Raw genomic sequence first — 21254 nt, 5'->3', positions numbered from 1 at the left:
ATCGTTTGATTTCTTCGCTCAAGGAGGATGCGCATGCCGTGCACAACGATTTTGGTTGGTAAGAACGCGAGCTACGACGGGTCGACGTTGGTTGCCCGCAACGAGGACTCGTCCAATGGGGTGTTTGAGCCCAAGCGTATGCGCGTGGTGCATCCCGACGAGCAGCCGCGCGTCTACACGAGCGTCCTGAGTCACCTGACCGTTGAACTGCCCGATAACCCCATGCGCTACACGAGCGTCCCCGATGTTGTCCCGGGCCACGGCATCTGGGCCGAGGCCGGTTTCAACGAGCTCAATGTGGGCATGTCCGCAACCGAGACGCTCACCACCAACGAGCGCGTTCGCGGCGCCGACCCGCTCGTCGACTACGTGCCCGCCAAGGGCAACGAGGACGAGGACGGCTATGTTCCGGCGCAGCCCGGCGGTCTGGGCGAGGAGGACATGGTGACCCTGGTGCTGCCATATGCCAAATCCGCCCGCGACGGCGTACGCATTCTGGGTGACCTGCTCGAGCGCTATGGCACCTACGAGAACAACGGCATCGCCTTTAGCGACGTGGACGAGATCTGGTGGCTCGAGACCATCGGCGGTCACCACTGGATCGCCAAGCGCGTGCCCGATGACGCCTATGTGACCATGCCCAACCAGCTGGGTATCGACAGCTTTGACCTGGATGACGCCGAGGGCGCCCAGGCCGATCACATGTGCTCCGCCGACCTGCGCGCTTGGATGGCCGAGTGGCATCTGGACTTGACGCTGGGCGTTGAGGGCGACGGTCCGGCCGCGGTCTTTAACCCGCGCGAGGCCTTTGGCTCGCACAGCGACAGCGACCACGTTTACAACACGCCGCGCGCCTGGTATATGCAGCGCTGCCTTAACCCCAGCGATGTGTGGGACGGTCCCGAGGCCGACTACACGCCCGAGAGCGACGATATTCCCTGGAGCCGCGTGCCCGAGCGCAAGGTGACCATCGAGGACATCAAGTACGTACTCTCGAGCCACTACCAGGGCACGGAGTACGACTGCTACGGCAGCAAGGGCACGCCCGCCACGCGTGGCGCCTATCGCCCCATCGGCATCAACCGCAACAGCCAGCTCGCTGTGCTGCAGCTGCGCCCCTATGCGCATCCGGCCTACCGCGCCGTGCAGTGGATGGCCTTTGGCTCCAACTCGTTTAACGCGCTGGTTCCGCTGTACGCCAACGTCGAGACCATGCCCGAGTACTTTGCCGACACGCAGGCTCGCGTGACGTCCGAAAACTTCTACTGGGCCAACCGCCTGATCGGCGCGCTGGCCGACGTCCGCTTCCATGAGTGCGGCCGCGCAGTCGAGGATTATCAGGAGAAGGTCGGCGGCATGGGCCACAAGCAGATTCATGACGTCGACGCTGCCGTAGCCGTTCTGCCCGAGGCCGAGGTGCCTGCCGAGCTTGCACGCGCCAACGAGGAGTTTGCCGAGCTCGTGCGCGTGGAGACCGATGCCCTGTTGGGCAAGGTGCTCTACACCACGAGCTGCGCCATGAAGAACTCTTTCGCGATGAACGACAACGTGAGATAGGGATTTCCCGTCGATCGAATAGCGCTTAAACGCTTTGTCGCTTTCACTCAATCTTGGGTACAAGAACGCCAATGCAGTTGTTTGTGATTGGAGACAACCATGGTTATGAAACTCGATCAGCTTGTTAACGGCGCCATCAACGTGGGCTTCGGCGCCGCCGCCGTTGCCGTCGAGGGCAGCAAGAAGGTTCTCGACGACCTTAACACCAAGGGCGAGCAGGTGCGCAAGGACGCAGGCGCCCCCGGTATCGCCCGCAGTGTGTCCGACATGTTCGAACAGGCCGGCGGTACCATCTCCGATCTGACCGAGCGCTTGGGCATGCAGGGCGAGACCGCGGCCCAGCGCGTGCTCGACGAGCTCATTCTGGCTCGCGTCCGCGTCATGACAGCCCTCGAGCGCACGGCCTTCCTGGCCCATGTGCGCGACATCGTCGATTCGGTCGAGGACAACGTGACCTCGGTGCCCGTCGAGTCCGTTGAGCCCGACGATGCGAAGGATACCGAAGAGGCCGAGTAGCAGCGCAGATGGCAGATTCCACCACCGATTACAACAATCTAGACCCCTTGGGTGACGAGGCGGCGGTTGTCGATGAGGTCGATGCCGCCGTCTCGGGCGCTCGCAAGAAGCCGCGCGCTGTCGATATGGTCCCCGAGGAGCCCGACGCGATGGCGCCGGATGAAGAATACCAGCTCACGCCGGCGGGTCGCCGCGAGCGCATCGGGCAGATTGTTCGCCTGGTCAAAAAGTACCGCGTGTGGGATAACCTCACGCCGGTTCGTTTGCGCCGCCTGCTCGAGGAACTCGGCCCCATGTTCGTCAAGATGGGGCAGATTCTGGCCAACCGGTCCGAGATTCTGCCGCAACGCTTTTGCGACGAGCTGCGTCGTCTGCGGTCCGACGTGGAGCCGGTGCCGTACGAGGTCGTACTCAGTTGTCTGGAAGAAGAATACGGCCTGCGCCTGGGAGAGATGTTCGATGCGATCGACCCCAATCCGCTTGGTAGCGCATCGCTCGCGCAGGTGCACCGCGCTCGTCTGGTGACGGGCGAGGACGTGGCCGTCAAGGTGCAGCGCCCCGGTGCGCAGCAGGTTATGGCACAGGACATCGATATCATCCGCTCGGTGGTGCGTATCGTTTCCAAGTTCGTCAACACCGATCAATTCGTTGACCTGCACGGCGTAGTCGAGGAGCTGTGGACCTCGTTTCGCGAGGAGACCAACTTTTTGGCCGAGGCCAAAAACCTCAACGACTTCTACGAGTTCCATAAGAGCGTTCATGGCGTGACGTGCCCTAAATCCTATCTGGACCTGTGCACCGAGCACGTGGTGGTTATGGACTACGTCGACGGCATTTCGATCGCCGATCCTGAACGCTTGGTGGCCGAGGGCTATGACTTGGAAAAGATCGGTGCCGCAATCGTCGAGGATTACTCGACGCAGGTGCTCGATGACGGCTTTTTCCATGCCGACCCGCATGCGGGAAACATTATTCTCAAGGACGGCATCGTTTACTTTATCGACTTGGGCATGGTCGGACGCATGTCGAGTCACGATCGCGGTATCGTCAAGGACATGATTTTCGCCGTGGCCGAGGGTGACGTGCCCAAGCTCAAGGATTCGCTCATGCGCTTTGCCGTGACGCGCGGCGACTCGGCTGAGCTCGATCATTCGGCCTTTTTGTCCGATTTGGACTTTATCGTCGCAGACTTTGCGGGCCTTGACCTGAAGGATCTGGATATCGGCGAGTTTTTGACCTCGCTGTTAAACCTGGCGCGCAAAAACGACGTTGAGCTGCCGAGCGTGGTAACGATGTTCGCCCGCGGCATGGTGACGCTCGAGGGCCTGCTGACTGAGTATATGCCCAACGTCAACATGATCCAGATCATCCAGACGCACATCAAAAACGAGAAGAGCACCTATGCGCGCGTGCGCGACATGGGACGCGATCTTGCCGCGAGCAGCTATCGCGCGGCGAAGGGCTCGCTCGAGGCGGCCGAGTATCTGGGCCTGGCTTCGCGCATGCTCACGCGCGGCCAGCTTAAGGTGAACACGCAGATCATGAGCAGCGATAAGGCGCTGCGACAGCTGGGTGGAATTATCGACCGCATGTCGATGGCAATTGTGATCGCCGGTCTGTTTATCGGTTCGTCGGTGGTGTACTACGCGCGCATCGAGCCGGTTGTGTTTGGCATTCCGGTCATTGGCTTTTTGGGCTACGTGAGCGCGTTGGTGCTGGCGCTTATGCTGGGCCGCAATATCTGGCTCAACAGTCACGGCGGCAAGCACTAGGGGCTGCGGTCACCGTATTTTCCTATCGCAAATAATAGCTTTTACCTTGGGCTTCGCCTGCGTGCGAGGCCCTTTTGCGTGATACCATACTGACGGTAATAATCGATGGCATAGATGGTGGTGCGGAGACGCACGAATGCGCGGTTTTCCTGCGCGTTTGGGAGAATCGGGGTGCAAGTCCCCGGCTGTACCAGTAACCGTAATTCCTCTTGGCTCGGGATGTTCGCGTCGCAGATCGGACGACGTGCCCGAGTCGTTAAGGTTAAGTCGGATCGCCTCCCATCTTGCATGCGGCTGCGGCGTATGCCGCCGGCGTGCATAGGGCTCTGGAGGGAAGGGGGACCCCGATGGGGGAACTCGAGCGCAACATGCGCGATGACGTGGGGCAGCCTCAAGGCAACGCTCCAAGTACAGACAATGGGGGACAAATGGATATGTTTGAGGACGAGCGTGAGTGCGCCTCGTTGCATCGCCGTGGCGCGATTGCACGCGGTGTAGCTAAGCGCGGTCTGGTGGCATTCCTGGCCTTCGCGATGGCCTTTGGCACCACGCCGGCTCAGCTGTGGGCCGAGGGCGCCGAGGGCATTGCCGAGGCTGTGGCTCAGGCTGCGACGCCGAGTGAGGACGCAGCGCCTGCGGATGGTGCTGCCGACCAGGGCAACGTTGAGGTTTCAGATTCTGGGAGCGCGCCTGCAGCTAGTACCGCCACAACAGGGGCGGCAGCTGGCGACGAAGGCTCGGCGACGGGGGAGAACCCTGCCGCGAGCGAGCAGTCTTCGACGGCATCCGCTGGCCAAGCAGGATCTGCCGCCGTGGCTGCCGTCCAGGCAGAGAACCCGACGGAAACTGGCGATGTCGCCAAGAAGCAAGTCGAGGTCTCGTTCTCGATTATCGGCACCGATGCCGACGGCAAGGCTCAGACCTGGGTGGCACCTACGCAGCTCAAGCTCGACGAGGGCGCGACGGCTGCGGATGCCTTTATTAAGCTGCAGGAGAAGACGGGCTTCAAGGCGGACTACGATCCGAACACGGCATACGGGTTCTACCTCAAAAGCATCACATCCCCGAGCGATGGCCGCACGCTTGTCTACGATCCGACGACTTATGCCTTCTGGCAGCTGTTCGTCGATGGCGCGTCTTCCTCGGTTGGCGCGAGCAGCATCAAGCTCACCCAGGGGCAGAAGATTGAGTTTGCCTATACGGCTGGTAGCGCGTCCCCTGTCGTTAAGGACCAGGTTGCCGCAAATGTGACCGTCATTGGTCGCGATGCCCAGGGCAAGACTCAGACTTGGGTCGATAACGCGCAGTATGTGGTGACGTCCGGCTCGAGCGCACTTGACCTTACGAAGGTCGCGCTCGAGGCGAATGACATCGACGCCGTTGCTGCGGGCTCCTTCATTCTGAGCCTTAAGTACAACGGCGTTGAGCTGGGTACGCCGCTCGATTATTCGACCTATTGGCAGCTGTTCATCAACGGCAAGTCGAGCGACTACACGGCAGACAATGTCACCATTCATGCTGGCGATACCGTTACGTGGTTCTACGGTGGCTGGGGCGACCAGTTGCCCTCTGATTCCGTCCGTGCCTCCGTTCAGGTCCTCGGTAAGGACAAGGACGGCAAGCAGCAGGTTTGGGCCTCGACGGGCCAGACGAGTCTCAAGGCTGGTTCCACTGCTAAGGATTTGCTGGAGCAGACTGGTCTTACCCTCGATGCTAAAGAAGAGTCTTGGGGTTGGTACCTCAGCGGCATTACCTCGCCGCTTGACGGTAAGACCTATGAGTATGATCCTGCGACCAAAAGTTATTGGCAGTTCTATGTAAATGGCAAGTTCGCCCAAGTCGGGGCCGGCAACTACGAACTCCAAGAGGGTGACGCCGTCACCTTTATGTATGGTGCTGACGCCGATGCCCTCCCCGGTCAGGTTCTTGGGTCCGTCGATGTTATCGGTCCCGATGTCAACGGCAACAATACTCGCTGGGGCTCGGCAAGCAATGTTTCCCTGCCCGAAGGCTCTACGGCCCAGGACCTTATTGAGACGGTTCTGAAGGCGAAGGGCGTTACGTACAACGGCTCCCAGAGTGGTGAGTACTGGTTCCTGAATTCCATTACTTCGCCGTTCGATCACAAGCCGTATGGCTGGGATGGTGCGACCAAGAAATATTGGCGTCTGTTTATCAACGGAGAGCCCTCATCTCTCTGCGCCAACCAGGTCACGCTCAAGAGCGGCGACAAGGCTACGTTTGCCTACACCACCGATAAATCGCCCATGCCCGATCCCGACAAGATTGTCGTGGACCCGAGTGCAACGACTCCTGATTGGGATGCCGAGTGGGCCGGCTACGGCAACGGTGGCAACGGTTCGACCGTAACGGATGCCAAGACACCTGCGCAGGCCGCCGGTCTTAAGTGGGCCTTCGATTGGAAGGCCGAGTCTGGTCAGCAGTATGCCAACTGCAGCGAACCTGTCATCGCTAACGGCTTTGTGTACATCGCGACCGAGAACGAGCTCATTAAGATCGATTCGTCCACGGGCAAAAAGGTTGCCTCTGCGCCGCTTGCCTCCAAGGTGAGCTATACCTCTCGTCCGATCTATACCAACGGCCTTATCATCGTTCCGCTCAACGGCGGTGCGGTCCAGGCGATTACTGCAGACAAGCTGATCTGCAAGTGGCTGACGCCTGGTTTGACGGACTTGACGCAGAGCTCCTGCACCGTCGTTTCGGACGGCGAGTATGTCTATGTTGGTACGGTCGATATTTCGTATGACGAGAACTACAACGCGACCTACGGCAACGGCTCCCTGAAGCGTATCAAGATTGCCACGGGCGAAGTCTCTTGGCAGAACATTGACCTTTCCGAGGGCTATTATTGGACTGGCGCTGCGCTGACGGATAAGTACACCATTGTTCCTACGAGCGCGGGCACGCTTAAGTGCATTGATAAGACGACGGGCGATGTCGTTTCGACCATGAAGCTCGGCGCTGTCGCAAATGCCGATTGCATTGCCGATCCGTCCAATGGTTCGACCTTCTATCAGATGACGCACGACGGAAAGCTCCATGTGATTTCGCTTTCGGCGAAGGGTGTGCTGAGTGAACAGAAGACGGTTGATCTGGGCCTTACGAATAATCTGAGCGCCCCAGCGGTGTCTGGTGACAATCTGATTGTCGGCGGACAGACGGCTACGGGCTCTGCTCTGGTTCTCTATAACCTGAAGACGGGTAAGACCACGATGGTCGCTGCTGCCGACGGCAAGGCGCTGCCGGCTGGCCTCAACGGTATTGCTGCTACTCCGCTGGTGAGTGTTCAGGGCGGCAAGACCTATGTGTACTTCACCGTGAACAGCGCGGATAGCAAGGATTACGTCAACTACTCTGCTGGCGGTGGCGTGTATCGCTATACGCTTGGCGACGCAGAGGCGACGCAGATTTATGATGCGGCTGGCCATTACCAGTACTGTGACTCTCCGGTCATTGCCGATGCTTCTGGCAACCTCTACTACATCAATGATTCGGGTACTCTGTTCAAGCTGGGGGCTGTCGAGTCTTGGACGGTTGCCTTTAATTCCAACGGCGGGTCTGCTTGCGACACTAAGTTCGTTGCTACGGCCGACGGCAAGCTGGTCAAGCCGGCCGATCCGACGCGCGATGGCTACACTTTCGGCGGTTGGTTCACCGATGAGGCTTGCACGCAGGCGTATGACTTCAGTACGCCGGTGACGGCCGATCTGACGCTGTATGCCAAGTGGACCAAGAATGCTGTTAACCCTGGCGGTAATGGCGGTTCTGGCACTAATGGTGGTAACGGTGGCGCTGGCAACGGTTCTGGTGCTGGTGCCGGCACTGGCACGGGTTCCGGCTCTGGCACGAAGGGCCAGCAGGCTGGCGGCGTTGTCGCCCCGGGTCATAAGCCGGCGACCAAGACGACGGTGTCGACCAAGACCGAGACCAAGGACAACAAGTCCGACAAGAAGGACTCCGATAAGTCCGATAAGAAGGACGAGAAGAAGTCTGACAAGAAGTCTGACAAGAAGGACAGCAAGTCCGACAAGAAGTCCGATTCCAAGTCCGATACGGGTGCTGCTTCCACGACCACTGCTAAGAAGTCCTCTAGTGCCTCCGAGCAGGAGGCTGGCACCAACCCGCTCGCCATTGTTGGCGTTGCCGCCGGCGTCATCGGTCTCGCCATCGTCGGCGTGTTCGTGTTCACCAAACGTCGGTAGGTGAGGGCTGTGTCCAATAAATCCAAGGACGCTGACCCCAAGCAACCAGATTCCTCGTTCATTCAGTTCGACGATACAAAGCAACAGGGCGCCGCTTCGGCGGCGTCCGCCCCTCGTCGCAAGGCGCTCCTTGGCGTTTTGACTGCCGCGTGCACCATTCTGATCGTCGTCTCGCTGGGCTTCGTCCATCCTTCCGAGAGCGGCGCCTGGTCCATCGACTGGATCATTCAGGCCGTGACGGGGGAGAGCGTCGTCACCAAGGACACCAAGGCGTCTGGCTCGACTATGGCTTCGGGCGAGGCCAGTTCCGAGGACTCCAAGTCATCGAATGATGCAAAAGACGAGTCCAAGGGTTCGAACGACGGCAAGGACGATTCCGAGTCTTCGGACAAGGAATCGGATAAAAGCTCGGATAGCAAGAAGTCCGATGGTCAGGACGGCAAGAAGTCTGGCGATAAATCCGCTGCCCAAAATACGGGAGTCGGCGATACTTCCAATGCGTCTGGCGGTGGCCAGTCGTCTGATGGAGCCTCATCCTCTAATGGTGGAAACGCCTCCTCGGGCGGCCAGAGCGGCTCGCAGGAGTCCAGCTACATAACAGTGACGGTTTCGGTCACATCGAGCGCTGTGGGCAATCCTGTGTCTTCTGGTGGCACCTTTACCTTTAACGAAGGCGCTACCGTCTACGATGCCCTGTGCGCGCTGGGCCTTTCTGTCAACGCACATGGCTCGTCGTACGGCACGTATGTCTCCGCGATTGGTGGTTTGGCGGAGAAACAGTACGGCGGTACGAGCGGCTGGATGTACTCCGTCAACGGCACAACGCCCATGACGGCCTGCAGCAACTACGTTCTCTCCAACGGCGACAACGTGGTCTGGTATTACGTTACAGGCTAGAGGCCTCGACATAGCGCGCCAGACGGGCGGTTCGGACAAACATCCGGGCCGCCCGTTTTCATGCGAATGGGACCGGGCCGCCCGGTCTCTCGGCAAACAAAAAACCGGTTGGAATGGGAATTCCAACCGGTTATACATTCAAGCAAATAGCGAATCGACTACGACCGTGCGCCCTCGAGGAAGAAGCGACGGCTGAAGTAGTTGTACCAGGTGACGAGGAATGTGGCGATGGCCTTCATGGCCTGGTAGCCGATGCTCAAAAACGTGACGCCCACAAACATGTATAGGTCGTTGAGGCCCAGGCCGATCACCGACAGGATGGTGAAGATCGTGAACTCGCGCTTGCGGCTCATGCCCTCGCGGTGGTCGAACACATACTTCATGCTGAGCCAGTAGTTGACCACGACGGACGTGGTAAACGAGACCGTGGTGCTCATCAAAAAGTCGAGGTGAAACAGCTCGACGAGCGCAATGAGCATACCCCAGTCGATGCCAAAGGAGATAAGACCCACGACAGCGAACTTGAGGAACTGCTTGGTATGAGGTTGTGCCAGTGCCTTGCGCACGTAATCACATCCAATGCGTTGATGAATCGAGCAGAGAATACTTTAGAGCTTTTGCAAGGGAAACGTAAGGTCTTTGCCAAGAACTATACGAACTCGCCAAATTATCAAGTGCTAATCCGCAAACGTTGAAAATTTGCCCGTAAACGAGCAATGCCCACGAACAACACAGCGCTCGACGCGCGTCATCTGTGGGCATTGTAAAGCTGTAAGGTTGCGAGTTACTTGGTCTCGTCGCCTTCCAGGAAGATCTTTCGGGTCACAAAGTTGTAGACCATGACAAGCGCGGTGGCGCAAATCTTGGCGATATTGGCCTCGAGCCCCAGGCCGGCGTTGAGCGCCAGCACGATGCCGTCGTTGAGTCCCAAACCGATCACAGACAGCACGACAAAGATAATGAACTCGCGGCGGCGGCTCATGCCCTCCTTGTGCGCAAACACGTACTTCATGCTAGCGAGGTAGTTAAAGATGAGTGAGATGATAAAGCCGCTGGTGTTGGCGATTAGGATGTTGAGGCCCAGACCGTAGTGGAGCAGATTCATAATGCCAAAGTCGATGACCGTGGCAATGACGCCGACGACGCCAAACTTCATGATCTGCGCAAGGAGCTTTTGCATGGTACCTGCCTTATGGTGGCGCCGGGGCGCCGCGGGGATGACAAACTCAGCAAGTTTAGCCAATCCCCACGGGTGGTGCTAGGCGCGCTCCTCGATAGCACCGTTTCTATATGCATCGAGCAGCTGGCGCAGGTCCTGGATCTGGCTGCGGATCTTGGCGCCGGTATCGGTGTCGCTCACCATGCGGCGGCGGTCGGCCTCGTCAAAGCGGTTGGTCTCGCTTTCGATATCGATGTTGCGGGTGAGCGCCTCGGCAACGGTGGTAAAGGCCTGGTGCGACTTGAGGCGGCACCCTCGCGAGCTCGAGATAAGCGTGTAGCCGGCGATGCCCGTCTTGGGATGGTAAGCGCGGCAGAATCCGCCATCGATGACCAGCAGCTTGCCCTCGGCGCGGATGGGCTGCTCGCCCTTGGTGGTTTTAACGGGCGTGTGGCCGTTGATGATGTGACCGGTCGGTGAGCATGCCATGGGCGCGACGCCAAACTCGCGCATGATGTCGTCGCAGACCGAGGGCGACTTGGTAAGCGTAAAGTACGGGTCCATCGGCTCGACCCAGGTGCTCTTATCGGCGATATAGGCGCGCTCAAAGGTACGCACCAGGCGTCCGCTGGCGGGTGAGTTAAAGCCAATCCACAGGTACCACATCCAGTCGAGAGCGTCGCGGTCGCCCACGCGCCAGGCGCGGCGGGCGATGTGGTCGCAAAAATCGAGATAATCGCGGCCAGCGTGCCAGGTGCCCAGGCAGTTCATGCTGCTAAAGGTGCCGTCTTCGTTGAGCGGCACGCAGCCATGGAACAGCAGGTTGCCGTTGGCGACCTTGTACATCGAGCCGTGGGAATAGAGGAAATCGATATGGCGATGCAGGTGATCGGCGGTGACAAACTCGGACACGAGCTTGTCGATGATGTGCTGCTCTTGGGGCGTGAGCGAATAGGGGTCCGCCGGGTCGACGGTGGGGAAGTCATTGGTCGTGAGCGGCCACACGCTGCCGTCGGCGAGCGTGACCGTGCCGGTGTCGTGATCGATTTTGTCGAGTAACAGGCGGTCGGTCATATCGAACTCGGGGTGGCGCTGGATAATCTGGCCCTCGAGCTTAAAGAGCAGCACGTTGATGGCCTTGATCAGCGGGGTGATGGACTCACCGGCGGTGTAGGTGGCATCGGCAAAGGCGACAAGCTCACGCAGCGAGATGCCGTAGTCGTTCTCCAGGATCTCGTAGTTGTCGTAGCGTAGGTTGTTGCGCAGCACCGTGGCGATGCAGGCGGGCTCACCGGCCGCAGCGCCCATCCACAGCAGGTCGTGGTTGCCCCACTGGATGTCGAGTGAATGGTAGGTGAGCAGACGGTCCATAATCTTGGCCGCGCCGCCGCCGCGGTCGAAGATGTCGCCCACCAGGTGCAGGTGGTCGACGGCCAGGCGCTTGATGAGCGAGGCGAGCGACTCGATAAAGTCGTCGGCGCTTGCGGTCTCCAGGATGGACTCCACGATGCGCTCATGATAGCGCACACGATAGTTGTTCTCATCCGGATGCGTGTGTAGCAGCTCGTCGATGATGTAGGCGTAATCGCGTGGGATGGCCTTACGAACCTTGGAGCGGGTGTAGCGGCTTGAAAGCGAACGAGCGACCATGATGAGCTGGTCAAGCATCGTTTTGTACCAGGTGGGCGAGTCCTCGCGCTGGCTGCGGACCAGCTCGATCTTCTCGTGCGGGTAGTAGATGAGCGTGCACAGCTCGCCCTTTTCGTCAAAGGTGAGCGTGTCGCCAAAAATCTCGTCGACATGCTCGCGCACGACGCCCGAGCAGTTGTTGAGGATGTGCATAAAGGCCTCGTACTCGCCATGCACGTCGCTCATAAAATGCTCGGTGCCTTTGGGCAGGTTGAGGATGGCCGAGAGATTGATGATCTCGGTAAACGCGGATTGCTCGGTGGGAAATTGTTTCGACAGCAGACGCAGATACTTGAAGTCTTGCGGATTGCGATCGAATGCGACCATGAAACACCTTCCGATGGAGCTGGTAAAACTGATAAACAGCGTCAAACGTTTATCAGTATGCGCCGCTTTTGTTTCGATTTTGCGCCAGCGGCTGAATTGTCGGCTGAACGGTTTGGTAAATCGATTTAGTTGAGGTAGATATGGCGGTTGAGTGGAGACGTAGGGTCGTTTTTGCAGACGTATGCCTCCGGGATCGATAGAGATGATGACGGTAAAGATGTTCACCACCTTTGGCTCTATTTGGTAAATAGTGGACATTTGTACCGTATTTATGCTTGCTGTGCGATAATTTTTATAACTATACGTAAGGAGCCTCATATGAGTGATTTTGTCCTGACCTGTGAATCCGCCGCCGATCGAACTCGGGAGTTCTTTGAATCGCGCAATATCCCTGTCGTGTGTTTTCATTACGAGATCGACGATGTTGTCTATACGGACGATCTGTATCAGTCGATTACGCCGGACGAGTTTTTTGCCCAGATATCCGCGGGCGCCATGCCCAAGACGTCTCAGGTGAGCGTGGGTGAGTACGAAGAGTTTTGGGAGCCGCTTGTTGCCGAGGGCAAAGACGTGCTGCACCTGACGTTGTCGTCGGGTATTTCGGGCACGTATGGATCGGCCTGCGTTGCGGCGCAGATGCTCGCGGATCGCTATCCCCAGGGCGGCAAGGTGCGCGTCATCGATTCGCTGGGGGCGTCTTCGGGCTTTGGCCTGTTGCTGGAATATGCCGCCGATGTGCGCGATAGCGGGGCTTCACTCGACGAGACGGCTGCCTGGATCGAGGAGCACAAGCTCAACCTGCACCACTGGTTCTTCTCGACCGATCTGTCGAGCTACCTGCGCGGCGGTCGCATTTCGGCTGCGAGTGCGATCATCGGCACGGCGCTTAAGATTTGCCCGCTTATGACGGTCGATTGCGACGGCAAGCTGTCGCCACGTGAGAAGATTCGCACTAAGAAGCGCGCGATTTCCGAGATGGCCAAGACCATGATGGCACACGTGCAGGACGGTGCGGATTATTCGGGTAAGTGCGTCATGTCGCACTCGGCGTGCCGCGAGGATGCCGAGGCAGTTGCGGCGCTGATCGAGGAACAGATTCCGCAGCTTAAAGGCAAGATTGAGATCAATAACATCGGTACTCTGATTGGCTCGCATACCGGACCTGGTACGGTGGCGCTCTTCTTTATGGGCGACAAGCGCGTGGATTAGTTTGCCCCATCACATCGCTGCATGATTGCTCAAACGAAAACGGCCCGCCTCACGTTTGTGGGGCGGGCCTTGCTGTTGGGGTTAGCGTTTCTTTCCGCGGAAGAAGAAGCCGTGCAGTGACGGCTTGAGGCCGCGGTTGGCGCGATGCTCCTCGACGCGCTCGTGGATCGAAGCGACGCGCTCGATGACTTCGTCGGGAATCGGCACGTCGGGATTCATGTTCTCGACCTGGCTGACCTCGGCGGCGGAGACCTGGTCGATAATGGGCACATCGTCGTGCGAGATGACAGGTGTGGCGTCTTCCTTCATCTTGCGATAACGCTGCATCATGTCGGTCTGTAGCTGCTGGGCCGAAGGCGGCGTCCAGATGATGGCGTTGGCGCCGGCGGCGATGGTTTCACGGATGCTCTCTGGCGTCTTGCCGCCCGGCGCGATGAGCGGCAGGTTGGGATAGTGCTTGCGCAGCTCGCGTAGGACCTGGGGCGTGTTCTTGCCGGCGGCGATGTTGAGAATCTTGGCTCCAGCGCGCACCTTGGCGTGGGCATCGTCGTCGCAGCGAACGACCGTAGCGATGACGGGGATGTCGGCGATGTTGGTGATGTGCTCGACCATCTCGGCGGTGGCGGGGGAGTTGACCACGCATCCCGCCGCGCCCTGCATCTCGGAGACGGCTGCCATCTGCACGGAGCGCTTACCGGTGGTGGTGCCACCGCCCACACCTACAAAGACCGGGCACTCGGCGACGGTCAGCAGCGCCTGCGTAATGGCGGGCTGCGGCGTGAAGGGGTAAACGGCAAAGACGGCATCGGCGTTGGAGTTGCGGATAACCGCGACATCGGTGGTGTAAATGAGCGACTTGATGCGGCGGCCGAAGAGCGTGAAGCCGCTGGCCTCCTCGATCTCGTCGGGCATGCGAAGGGCAGCCTTGCGCAGACGTCCGTCGATGGGCAGGGGCTCCATAGGGAGCAGGCCGTTGGGCGTGACGGCTACCTGGGGCTCGGTGAACTCGTCTGCGAGCTCGACCTCGGAGAAATCGACCGAGGCGACAATGTCCTCGTGAACCTCGGCGGGCACATCGATGGGGGCTTGGTCGTTTGCCGCGGCAGGCGTGTCGAAAGAGCTGGTGCCGACGAAGGCGTCGACGCGCTCATTTAGATCGTTGAGGGTATCCATGGAAGCTCGATTCTATGTGATGACGGCCGGCGCGATGCAGCCGGAATTGCGAATGCTAAATCGTTTGACGAGTTGATTTTTCCCCGCCACGCAATTCGTTAGACCGAAGGGCCGGCGAACGTGAAGGAGCTGTGGTGGCGGGGATCGAGGTGCTATCTTGAAAGTCCCGTTTAAAAGAGAGGTGACGCGGTATGGAATTGACAGCAATGTTTGGCTCGATTGGCCTGTGTGTGGGCGCAATTGTTGCCGCCGCGGTCATCTACTTTGTGGTCACGGCCATTAAGGGCAAAAGGGCCGAACGCAAGGAGCGCACGATGCCTAAACAGCATCGCGACCAGCAGGGCAAACGCGCACGGAGATAGCTTGTTGAGTTTTGGATCCGTGCGCTAACTGCGTTTTCGGATCAGGGCAATGTAGAAGCCCTCAAAGTCGCGGCTGGGCGGAATGGTGAGCGTGCCGGGCAGGCCGTTGGCGATGGCCGATACCTGACCCGCGGCAATGGCTTCGGTCAGGGCGTTGGACTCGATGCGCGGCTCCTCACCAGCTTCCTGGGCGCGGCGTGCCTCACTTTCGCTCGGCGTGCCATCGAGGGGGATAAGCTCGCAGTCCATGTGCTTGTCGAGGGCCTCTTGCAGGGCGTCCTCGTTTTCCTGCGGCAAGATCGAACAAGTCGAATAGACGAGCGTGCCGCCCGGTTTGAGGGCTCCCATGGCGCGGTCCAGAAGTGCTCGCTGCGAGCGGGCGCACCTGCTCAGCAACTGCTCGGTGAGGCCGCGCAGGCTCTTCTCGTTGCCGCTGACGACTGTGCCCGTGCCGGTGCAGGGAGCGTCGAGCAGGATACGGTCAAAGCGGAAGAACTCGTCGAGCTCGCGTGCGTCGATGCGCATGACGGGCACGTTTTTTGCGCCTTGGCGGTGGAGGTTGGCTTCGAGCTTCTCGGCGCGGGGAATGCTCATCTCGCAGGCGGTGAGGTGTGCCTGGCCCTGGGTGAGGGCGGCGATCTGCGTCGTCTTGCCGCCGGGGGCCGCGCACATGTCCAGGATGTCCTCGCCGGCCTGGGCGCCCAAGACCAACGGCGGCATCATGGACGACAGACTTTGCAAGTAGATCTTGCCGTCGCGGTAGATGTCGAGGTCCCACAGGTCGGAAACCTGGGCCTCGGGCAGGATGGAAGCGTCCGGGTACCATGCGACGGGGCGGTGGGCGATGCCGGCGGCATCGAGCGCCGCGGCGATGTCCTCGGCGGTTGCCTTGAGCGTGTTGGCGCGCAGCGTGACCGGGCGTGTGGCCGCGGCGCCGAAGCCCTCGATCATAAGCTCGGCATCGGCGGGCGCATAGGCGCCGGCGACCGTGTCGACCATAAAGCGCGGCAGGTCGGCGGCGCAGGGAAGGGCGGCAAGCTGGTCGGAAAGCTCGGTGGCGGCAAACTGCCTGAGCTTGAGCTCGGCCTTGACCTGCTTTTTCTGCTTACGACGACGCGGCTTGGACATCCGTCTTTCCTTCCACCTAAATGATTATTCTGGGACGGGGATTAAAAAATCATTTAATGATCCCCGTCCCAAAAAGACTACTTTGCGTCGCCCGGGAATGATTTTTTAATCCCCGTCCCAGAATAATCATTCCCGGGCGCGTTGCTGTTGCCTAGTACTGGCTCTCGTGCTTGCTGAAGAAGTCGAAGCGCGGGGGTAGCGGCTTCACGCGGTGCTCGCCGGGCTTCTCGCCCAGGCTCTCCACAAACTCATCCGTGGAGGCGAAGATGTTATCCCAGCTAAAGAAGGCGACCGGGTCAACGTCGAAGTACTCGCAGATGAGCTCGCAGCCGGCAGGGACGATGCCGTGCATGAGCACGGTCGCCACGCGCAGCTCGGTAAAGGCGTCGACGAGGGCCTGCGTCATTGCGGCGTTTGCCGGCTCGCCCTCGAGCTTGTTGGCGGCCTTAGAGGCGTCGCTCCAGCGCTTGTTGGCGGCACGCAGGTAGTCGTCGCACACGGCGAGCGCGCGGTGCGTCTCGAACTTGTACATGGCTTGCTCAAAGGCGAGAGCTGCCTGCTCGGCGGCTTCGACCACGGTGTCAGAAGCGGCACCGGCGGGGATGCAGCCGTTGCGGTAGGGGCTCTCGTCGCCCTCCTTGATGGCGACGCCGTAGAAGCAGCTGCGGGCCAGGCGGTTGAAGACGCCGGTCAAAAGGGCGCTCTCCTTAAGGGCCGGATCGATAACGCGCTTGTCGTCGCAGGCACGCACCTCGTTGCCGTCCTTGTCCTTGCCGGTCACACGCGTGTCGTATGCCTTGGGGCTAAAGCTCACCGGCTTCTCGGATAGGCCGAGCGACAGCCAGTGCGCGCGCATCTGCTCGCAGGTGTAGTGGTTGAGCAGGTCGTCTGCCGGCGGGGGAGGGGTCTGCGAGGACGAGCTCGCCTTTTTGCCCATGTAGAGCAGGTGATAGCAGGCGCTGACGGTGCTCTGCGTAAGGTCCCAACCCAGGGCCTCCCACATGGCGGTTTGCGCGATGCAGTAGAAATAGATGTTGTCCTGACCGATGAACTGGTAGATCTGCGCGTCGTCCGAGCACCACCAGTCGCGCCAGTCGAGCGAGCTGTGCTGGTAGGTGGGCGCGGGGACCTGCGTGGAATCGGCGGCGGGCTCGCCCATGAGGGCGGCATCCTGGGCGGCGACGCCCTCGGTCACGCCGGCTGCCTTGGCATCGCGTGCGAGCACGGTACGCGTATAGCTGATGGGCGCCCACAGGCTCTCGGGCCAGCACCAGCAAGTGACGTCGTTCACGCCGTCGACCTCGGGCACCGGAACGCCCCAGTCGATGTTGCCGGTGATGCGGAAGGGCACGAGTGCCTTGCCGCTGCGGAAGCGCACGCCACCGTTGGCGAGCACCGCGTGGGCGTCGTCGCGCTCCTTCCAGCTGGGGAAGGTGACGGTAAAGCTGCTCTTGTTGCCCTCGGGCTCCAGCACGGTGTGCTCGGGGAGCTGGTCCTCGACGGCATCGAAGGCCTCGCGGAACTTGTTCTGGATGTAGAGCTGAGCCGGCAGCAGCCACTCCTCCATGGTCTTGGAGACCACGGAGCGAACCTGCGGGTTCTGGGCGAGCTTGGCGGTGTAGGTCTTCATAAAGTCGAGGTAGGCCGGCAGGTCAAAGTAGAGATTGTCGACCGGGCGCAGCTCGGGCACCTCGCCGGTGAGCTGGCTCTTGGGCGCGATGAGCTCCTCGGGCTCAAACTGGTGGCCCAGATCGCACTCGTCGGCATAAGCCTTCTCGGACTTGCAGCCCTGGATGGGGCAGCGGCCGATGACCTGGCGGCCGTTGAGGAACGTGCCGGCCTTGGCATCGTAGAACTGCAGCGTGGAGCGCTTGGAGATGGTGCCCTGCTCGTGCAGGCGCTCGATAATCTCGGCAGTCACCTCGTTGTGGATCTGGGCCGCCGGCTCAAGGCCCGAGCCGCCGTAGATGTCGCAGCTGATGTTGTAGTTGTTGAGGGTCGCGGCCTGGCGGGAGTGATTGGACTCGACATACTCGCCGATGGACTTGTCGTAGCCCTCGTTCTCCTTGAGCTTGCGGTAGCTCTCCATGATGGGCGAACCGTAGCAGTCGGTGCCCGAGGTGAAGATGACGTTTTCGCGGCCCAGGCGGTCGCGCAGGAAGCGGGCGAAGAAGTCGGCCGGGACAAAGACGCCGCCGACGTGGCCAAAGTGCAGACCCTTGTTGCCGTAGGGCTCGCCGGCGGTAACGATGGCGCGGCGCGGCCAGCTGGGACGGTCGTTCATGGAGTATTTGGATGCCATGGGACTCCTTCGCATATAGGTAAGAGCGCGGCCGGGCACGGGGTTCGGCGGCGCGGTGGTCAATTCGTGCATATCGTTCGACATTATCGCACATGCGGGCGGGTGCGTGGCAGGGGCGCTATCCTAAGATGCTATGAATGAGATTTCCAACATACATGCGTTTGAGGACGAGGATTTTCTACACGCTTGCTTCGTGTGGGGGATGGCCGTGATCGCGGTGTTTGCCGTGTGCCTGGTGCCGGTGTTTATGCTGTTGGGCGGGCCTGCGGACTTGGACGCGGCTGAGGCGGGCGGCTGGATGGCTGTCGTGGGCTGGATAGTCGGCTTGGCTGCGGTCTCAATGGCATCGTTTGCCGTGCACGAGCTGGTGCATGCGGTGTTTTTTAAGCTGCTGGCGCCTGCGGGCGCGCAGGTGACCTTTGGGGCGAATCGCGAGACGGCGATGATCTATGCCTGCGCCGAGGGCGTTGTGTATTCGCGCCGGCGGTACATGGCGGTTTGCCTGGCGCCGACGGTTGTTGTGACGACAGCATTTGCCCTGGGGTTTGCGTTCTCGGACTATCCGCTGCTGTGCTACCTGGCGGCTGGTCTGCACTTGTCGGGCTGTGTGGGTGATTGGTATTACGTGCGGACCATTCTGCGCGACCGCCGTATCGTCGCCTGCGAGGATACGTCCTTTGGCGTGCGCTTTTTCGCAAAGTAGTCTTTTTGGGACGGGGCTATTTTAGCTGCCATGATGTCGGTGTGAGTTTTCTGGGACGGGGATGTCGATGAAGTCGTTGTTGCTGCATGCGTGCTGTGCACCATGCTCGCTTGAGCCGGTTCGCCTGCTGCGCGAGGAGGGGTTTGAGCCCACGATTTGCTGGACCAATCCCAATATTCAACCGCGCGATGAATGGCGGCGGCGTCTGGACGAGCTGCGCCGGTGGTGTGCCGATGGCGACATCGAGCTCATCGAGGCGGGGGAGGACCGCGAGCGCTGGGAGGCCGGCGTGGCCCCGCTGGGTGCCGATCGGCCCCGTCGCTGTCGCTCGTGCTATGCCTTGCGCTTGGCCGAGGCATGCCGCGTTGCCCAGGAGCGCAGGTTTGAATATGTGGGTACGACGCTCGCCGTCTCGCCGTATCAGCTGTTCGACACCTGCAATGACGTGCTTGAGCGTTTGGCGGCCGCCCATGGGCTCACCCCGGTGATTCGCGATTTTCGCCCGTATTATCCCGAGGCTACGCGCCGTTCGCGCGAACTGGGCATGTATCGACAGAACTACTGCGGCTGCCGCTTTTCTGCTGTCGAGGCGGCCATGGACCGCGCCCGCATCCGCGACGAGCGCAAAGCCGCCAAAAAGTAGTTCGTTTGGGACGTCAGCCTGCTAGGATGTAGAGCGGACTTTAGCTATATAAGGAGTATCCGACGTGTCTATGCGTACCGATGATTTTGACTACAACCTTCCTGAGGAACTGATTGCCCAGGCTCCTGCCGAGCCGCGCGACTCCTGCCGCCTGCTGGTGGTGGATCGCAAAGGCTCCCAGGCGGGGAAGCCGCTGGAGCACGGCGGTACCGTTGAGCACCGCATCTTCCGCGACATCATCGACTATATCGAGCCGGGCGATGTGCTCGTCATCAACAAGACGCGTGTGATGCCGGCCCGCCTGATCGGTCGCAAAGCCGGCTCGGGTGGCGTGGTCGAGACGCTGCTGCTCAAGCGCCGTGAGGATGTTGACCCGCTGGGCCACGTTTGGGAGTGCCTGGTCAAGCCGGGTAAGCGCCTGAAGCCCGGTGCTCAGATTGAGTATCGCGCCGGTGGCGCCCATGCGCCCGAGGGGGCTCCCGTGGTGCTGACGGCCGAGGTCATCGACTTTGTCACCGATAGCCGCGGAGGCCGTCTGGTGCGCTTTGAGCCGGCCGGCTGCAATGCCGCCGGCGAGCCGCGCACGCTCGACGAGGCCATTCATGCTGCCGGTCACGTGCCGCTGCCGCCCTACATTACCGATTACGAGGGCGATCCCGAGAAGTACCAGACCGTCTACGCCATGAAGGAGGAGCACTCGGCTGCCGCTCCTACGGCGGGTCTGCACTTTACCCCCGAGCTCATGGCCGCTATCGAGGCCAAGGGCGCGAAGTTTGCCGCCGTCGAGCTCGAGGTGGGTATTGATACCTTCCGTCTGGTGGAGGAGGACGACCCCACGCAGCACGTCATGCACACCGAGCGCTACCACGTGTCACAGGAGGTTGTCGACGCCGTGCATAAGGCGAAGGCCGAGGGGCACCGCGTGATCGCCGTCGGCACCACCGCAGTACGCTCGCTCGAGAGCGCCTTTGACGCTGAGGCACCGGTGTCTGATCCGGCCGTGACGGCGCGCTATTTTGAGGGCCGCGAGGATGGGGCCGACACGCTCGGCCGCGGCGACATCGTGGTGCGCGAGAACGCGACGACGCAGCTCTACCTCATGCCCGGCTCGACCTATCACGTGGTCGACGCGCTGATCACGAACTTCCACGTGCCGCGCTCCACGCTCATGATGCTCGTGAGCGCACTTGCCACCCGCGACCAGATCATGGATGCCTATGCCGCCGCCATCGAGGAGCGCTACCGCTTCTTCAGCTTTGGCGACGCCATGCTCATTTTGTAGGTTACGGCGTTTTACAAACGCCGTAACCGGCCGACGCTGCAAACCCCCCTAAGCGGCAATCTGACGTTCAATCGTCGGGCATGACCAGAAGGTCAATGCCCCCCTCTTTCACGTCACCTTGCTCGCTTAGGGGCGTTTTCGCTGACTTCGCCAAAGCATCGGCAGGTACTCATTGGGGACGTACTTAAATGAGTGCCTGCAGAATGAGAGTGGATAATCTCCCGTTTTAGGCGTGTTTCTTCGTCAAAAGTGGGAGATTATCCACTCTCATTAGGTGGCACTTGGGGACGTTCCTTTTTTGCCGGCACCTGG

16 protein-coding genes are annotated in these 21254 nt (G+C 60.4%); 10 read left to right on the top strand and 6 right to left on the bottom strand.

Annotated features, from left to right (window positions below):
• The first annotated feature begins 33 nt into the window (after positions 1 to 33).
• The 5 genes from DXD24_RS07890 (at position 34) to DXD24_RS07870 (ending at position 8965) form a co-directional block, all read left to right on the top strand.
• On the top strand, positions 34 to 1557 hold the full coding sequence (locus DXD24_RS07890; protein ID WP_117564483.1) for a C69 family dipeptidase: 1524 nt from the start codon (positions 34 to 36) through the stop codon (positions 1555 to 1557).
• A 99-nt stretch (positions 1558 to 1656) separates the two neighbouring features.
• Entirely contained in the window at positions 1657 to 2073 is a 417-nt protein-coding gene (locus DXD24_RS07885; protein WP_117564482.1) for a hypothetical protein, read from the top strand.
• Between the two features lie 8 nt (positions 2074 to 2081).
• Complete coding sequence (locus tag DXD24_RS07880; protein WP_117564481.1) at positions 2082 to 3845, top strand: AarF/ABC1/UbiB kinase family protein; 1764 nt, start codon at positions 2082 to 2084, stop codon at positions 3843 to 3845.
• A gap of 428 nt (positions 3846 to 4273) precedes the next feature.
• Positions 4274 to 8068 (top strand): DUF4430 domain-containing protein, encoded by a 3795-nt coding sequence (locus DXD24_RS07875; RefSeq protein ID WP_158550174.1) that lies wholly within the window; start codon positions 4274 to 4276, stop codon positions 8066 to 8068.
• Positions 8069 to 8077: 9 nt separating this feature from the next.
• A complete protein-coding gene (locus tag DXD24_RS07870) occupies positions 8078 to 8965 on the top strand; it encodes a DUF4430 domain-containing protein (RefSeq protein WP_233502362.1) in 888 nt (295 codons plus the stop codon).
• 158 nt (positions 8966 to 9123) lie between these two features.
• On the opposite strand, the gene DXD24_RS07865 is transcribed toward DXD24_RS07870, so the two are convergent.
• The 3 genes from DXD24_RS07865 to DXD24_RS07855 all read right to left on the bottom strand — a co-directional run bounded on the left by DXD24_RS07865 (position 9124) and on the right by DXD24_RS07855 (position 12140).
• Positions 9124 to 9531: a GtrA family protein gene (locus DXD24_RS07865; protein ID WP_055250894.1), complete on the bottom strand. Its 408-nt coding sequence runs from the start codon at positions 9529 to 9531 to the stop codon at positions 9124 to 9126.
• Positions 9532 to 9749: 218 nt separating this feature from the next.
• Complete coding sequence (locus DXD24_RS07860) at positions 9750 to 10145, bottom strand: GtrA family protein (RefSeq protein ID WP_117564479.1); 396 nt, start codon at positions 10143 to 10145, stop codon at positions 9750 to 9752.
• Between the two features lie 78 nt (positions 10146 to 10223).
• Positions 10224 to 12140, bottom strand: a complete 1917-nt coding sequence (locus DXD24_RS07855) for a fructose-1,6-bisphosphatase (RefSeq protein ID WP_117646501.1) — start codon at positions 12138 to 12140, stop codon at positions 10224 to 10226.
• A 318-nt stretch (positions 12141 to 12458) separates the two neighbouring features.
• On the opposite strand from DXD24_RS07855, the gene DXD24_RS07850 reads away from it, so the two are divergent.
• Positions 12459 to 13349 (top strand): DegV family protein, encoded by an 891-nt coding sequence (locus DXD24_RS07850; RefSeq protein WP_117564477.1) that lies wholly within the window; start codon positions 12459 to 12461, stop codon positions 13347 to 13349.
• Positions 13350 to 13430: 81 nt separating this feature from the next.
• On the opposite strand, the gene DXD24_RS07845 is transcribed toward DXD24_RS07850, so the two are convergent.
• Positions 13431 to 14522 (bottom strand): hypothetical protein, encoded by a 1092-nt coding sequence (locus DXD24_RS07845; RefSeq protein WP_099431937.1) that lies wholly within the window; start codon positions 14520 to 14522, stop codon positions 13431 to 13433.
• A gap of 191 nt (positions 14523 to 14713) precedes the next feature.
• Between DXD24_RS07845 and DXD24_RS10125 the strand changes: the two genes are divergently transcribed.
• Entirely contained in the window at positions 14714 to 14884 is a 171-nt protein-coding gene (locus DXD24_RS10125; protein WP_158548946.1) for a hypothetical protein, read from the top strand.
• Between the two features lie 24 nt (positions 14885 to 14908).
• On the opposite strand, the gene DXD24_RS07840 is transcribed toward DXD24_RS10125, so the two are convergent.
• Entirely contained in the window at positions 14909 to 16012 is a 1104-nt protein-coding gene (locus DXD24_RS07840) for an RsmB/NOP family class I SAM-dependent RNA methyltransferase (RefSeq protein ID WP_117564476.1), read from the bottom strand.
• Between the two features lie 151 nt (positions 16013 to 16163).
• Positions 16164 to 18314, bottom strand: a complete 2151-nt coding sequence (locus DXD24_RS07835; RefSeq protein WP_117564475.1) for a methionine--tRNA ligase — start codon at positions 18312 to 18314, stop codon at positions 16164 to 16166.
• A gap of 133 nt (positions 18315 to 18447) precedes the next feature.
• Here DXD24_RS07835 and DXD24_RS07830 point away from each other — a divergent pair, with 133 nt between their 5' ends.
• The 3 genes from DXD24_RS07830 (at position 18448) to queA (ending at position 20942) form a co-directional block, all read left to right on the top strand.
• Positions 18448 to 19017 carry a DUF3267 domain-containing protein gene (locus DXD24_RS07830; protein ID WP_117564474.1) on the top strand — a complete coding sequence of 190 codons (570 nt, stop codon included), beginning with the start codon at positions 18448 to 18450 and terminating at the stop codon, positions 19015 to 19017.
• 67 nt (positions 19018 to 19084) lie between these two features.
• Positions 19085 to 19660 (top strand): epoxyqueuosine reductase QueH, encoded by a 576-nt coding sequence (locus DXD24_RS07825; protein WP_117564473.1) that lies wholly within the window; start codon positions 19085 to 19087, stop codon positions 19658 to 19660.
• Between the two features lie 70 nt (positions 19661 to 19730).
• Entirely contained in the window at positions 19731 to 20942 is a 1212-nt protein-coding gene (gene queA, locus DXD24_RS07820) for a tRNA preQ1(34) S-adenosylmethionine ribosyltransferase-isomerase QueA (RefSeq protein ID WP_117629596.1), read from the top strand.
• The last annotated feature ends 312 nt before the right edge of the window (positions 20943 to 21254 follow it).

Origin of the sequence: Collinsella sp. TF12-2AT (genome assembly GCF_003436735.1) — a bacterium.
Taxonomy (GTDB): Bacteria; Actinomycetota; Coriobacteriia; order Coriobacteriales; family Coriobacteriaceae; genus Collinsella.
The sequence above is the reverse complement of the archived record's forward strand: the minus strand, read 5'-3'. Positions and strand labels throughout refer to the sequence as shown.

Excerpts from the sequence above, each read along its gene's own strand:
- DXD24_RS07890 (WP_117564483.1), top strand. The coding sequence starts at position 34 with ATGCCGTGCACAACGATTTTGGTTGGTAAGAACGCGAGCTACGACGGG.
- DXD24_RS07885 (WP_117564482.1), top strand. The coding sequence starts at position 1,657 with ATGGTTATGAAACTCGATCAGCTTGTTAACGGCGCCATCAACGTGGGC.
- DXD24_RS07880 (WP_117564481.1), top strand. The coding sequence starts at position 2,082 with ATGGCAGATTCCACCACCGATTACAACAATCTAGACCCCTTGGGTGAC.
- DXD24_RS07875 (WP_158550174.1), top strand. The coding sequence starts at position 4,274 with ATGGATATGTTTGAGGACGAGCGTGAGTGCGCCTCGTTGCATCGCCGT.
- DXD24_RS07860 (WP_117564479.1), bottom strand. The coding sequence starts at position 10,145 with ATGCAAAAGCTCCTTGCGCAGATCATGAAGTTTGGCGTCGTCGGCGTC.
- DXD24_RS07855 (WP_117646501.1), bottom strand. The coding sequence starts at position 12,140 with ATGGTCGCATTCGATCGCAATCCGCAAGACTTCAAGTATCTGCGTCTG.
- DXD24_RS07850 (WP_117564477.1), top strand. The coding sequence starts at position 12,459 with ATGAGTGATTTTGTCCTGACCTGTGAATCCGCCGCCGATCGAACTCGG.
- DXD24_RS07845 (WP_099431937.1), bottom strand. The coding sequence starts at position 14,522 with ATGGATACCCTCAACGATCTAAATGAGCGCGTCGACGCCTTCGTCGGC.
- DXD24_RS10125 (WP_158548946.1), top strand. The coding sequence starts at position 14,714 with ATGGAATTGACAGCAATGTTTGGCTCGATTGGCCTGTGTGTGGGCGCA.
- DXD24_RS07840 (WP_117564476.1), bottom strand. The coding sequence starts at position 16,012 with ATGTCCAAGCCGCGTCGTCGTAAGCAGAAAAAGCAGGTCAAGGCCGAG.
- DXD24_RS07835 (WP_117564475.1), bottom strand. The coding sequence starts at position 18,314 with ATGGCATCCAAATACTCCATGAACGACCGTCCCAGCTGGCCGCGCCGC.
- DXD24_RS07830 (WP_117564474.1), top strand. The coding sequence starts at position 18,448 with ATGAATGAGATTTCCAACATACATGCGTTTGAGGACGAGGATTTTCTA.
- DXD24_RS07825 (WP_117564473.1), top strand. The coding sequence starts at position 19,085 with ATGAAGTCGTTGTTGCTGCATGCGTGCTGTGCACCATGCTCGCTTGAG.
- queA (WP_117629596.1), top strand. The coding sequence starts at position 19,731 with ATGCGTACCGATGATTTTGACTACAACCTTCCTGAGGAACTGATTGCC.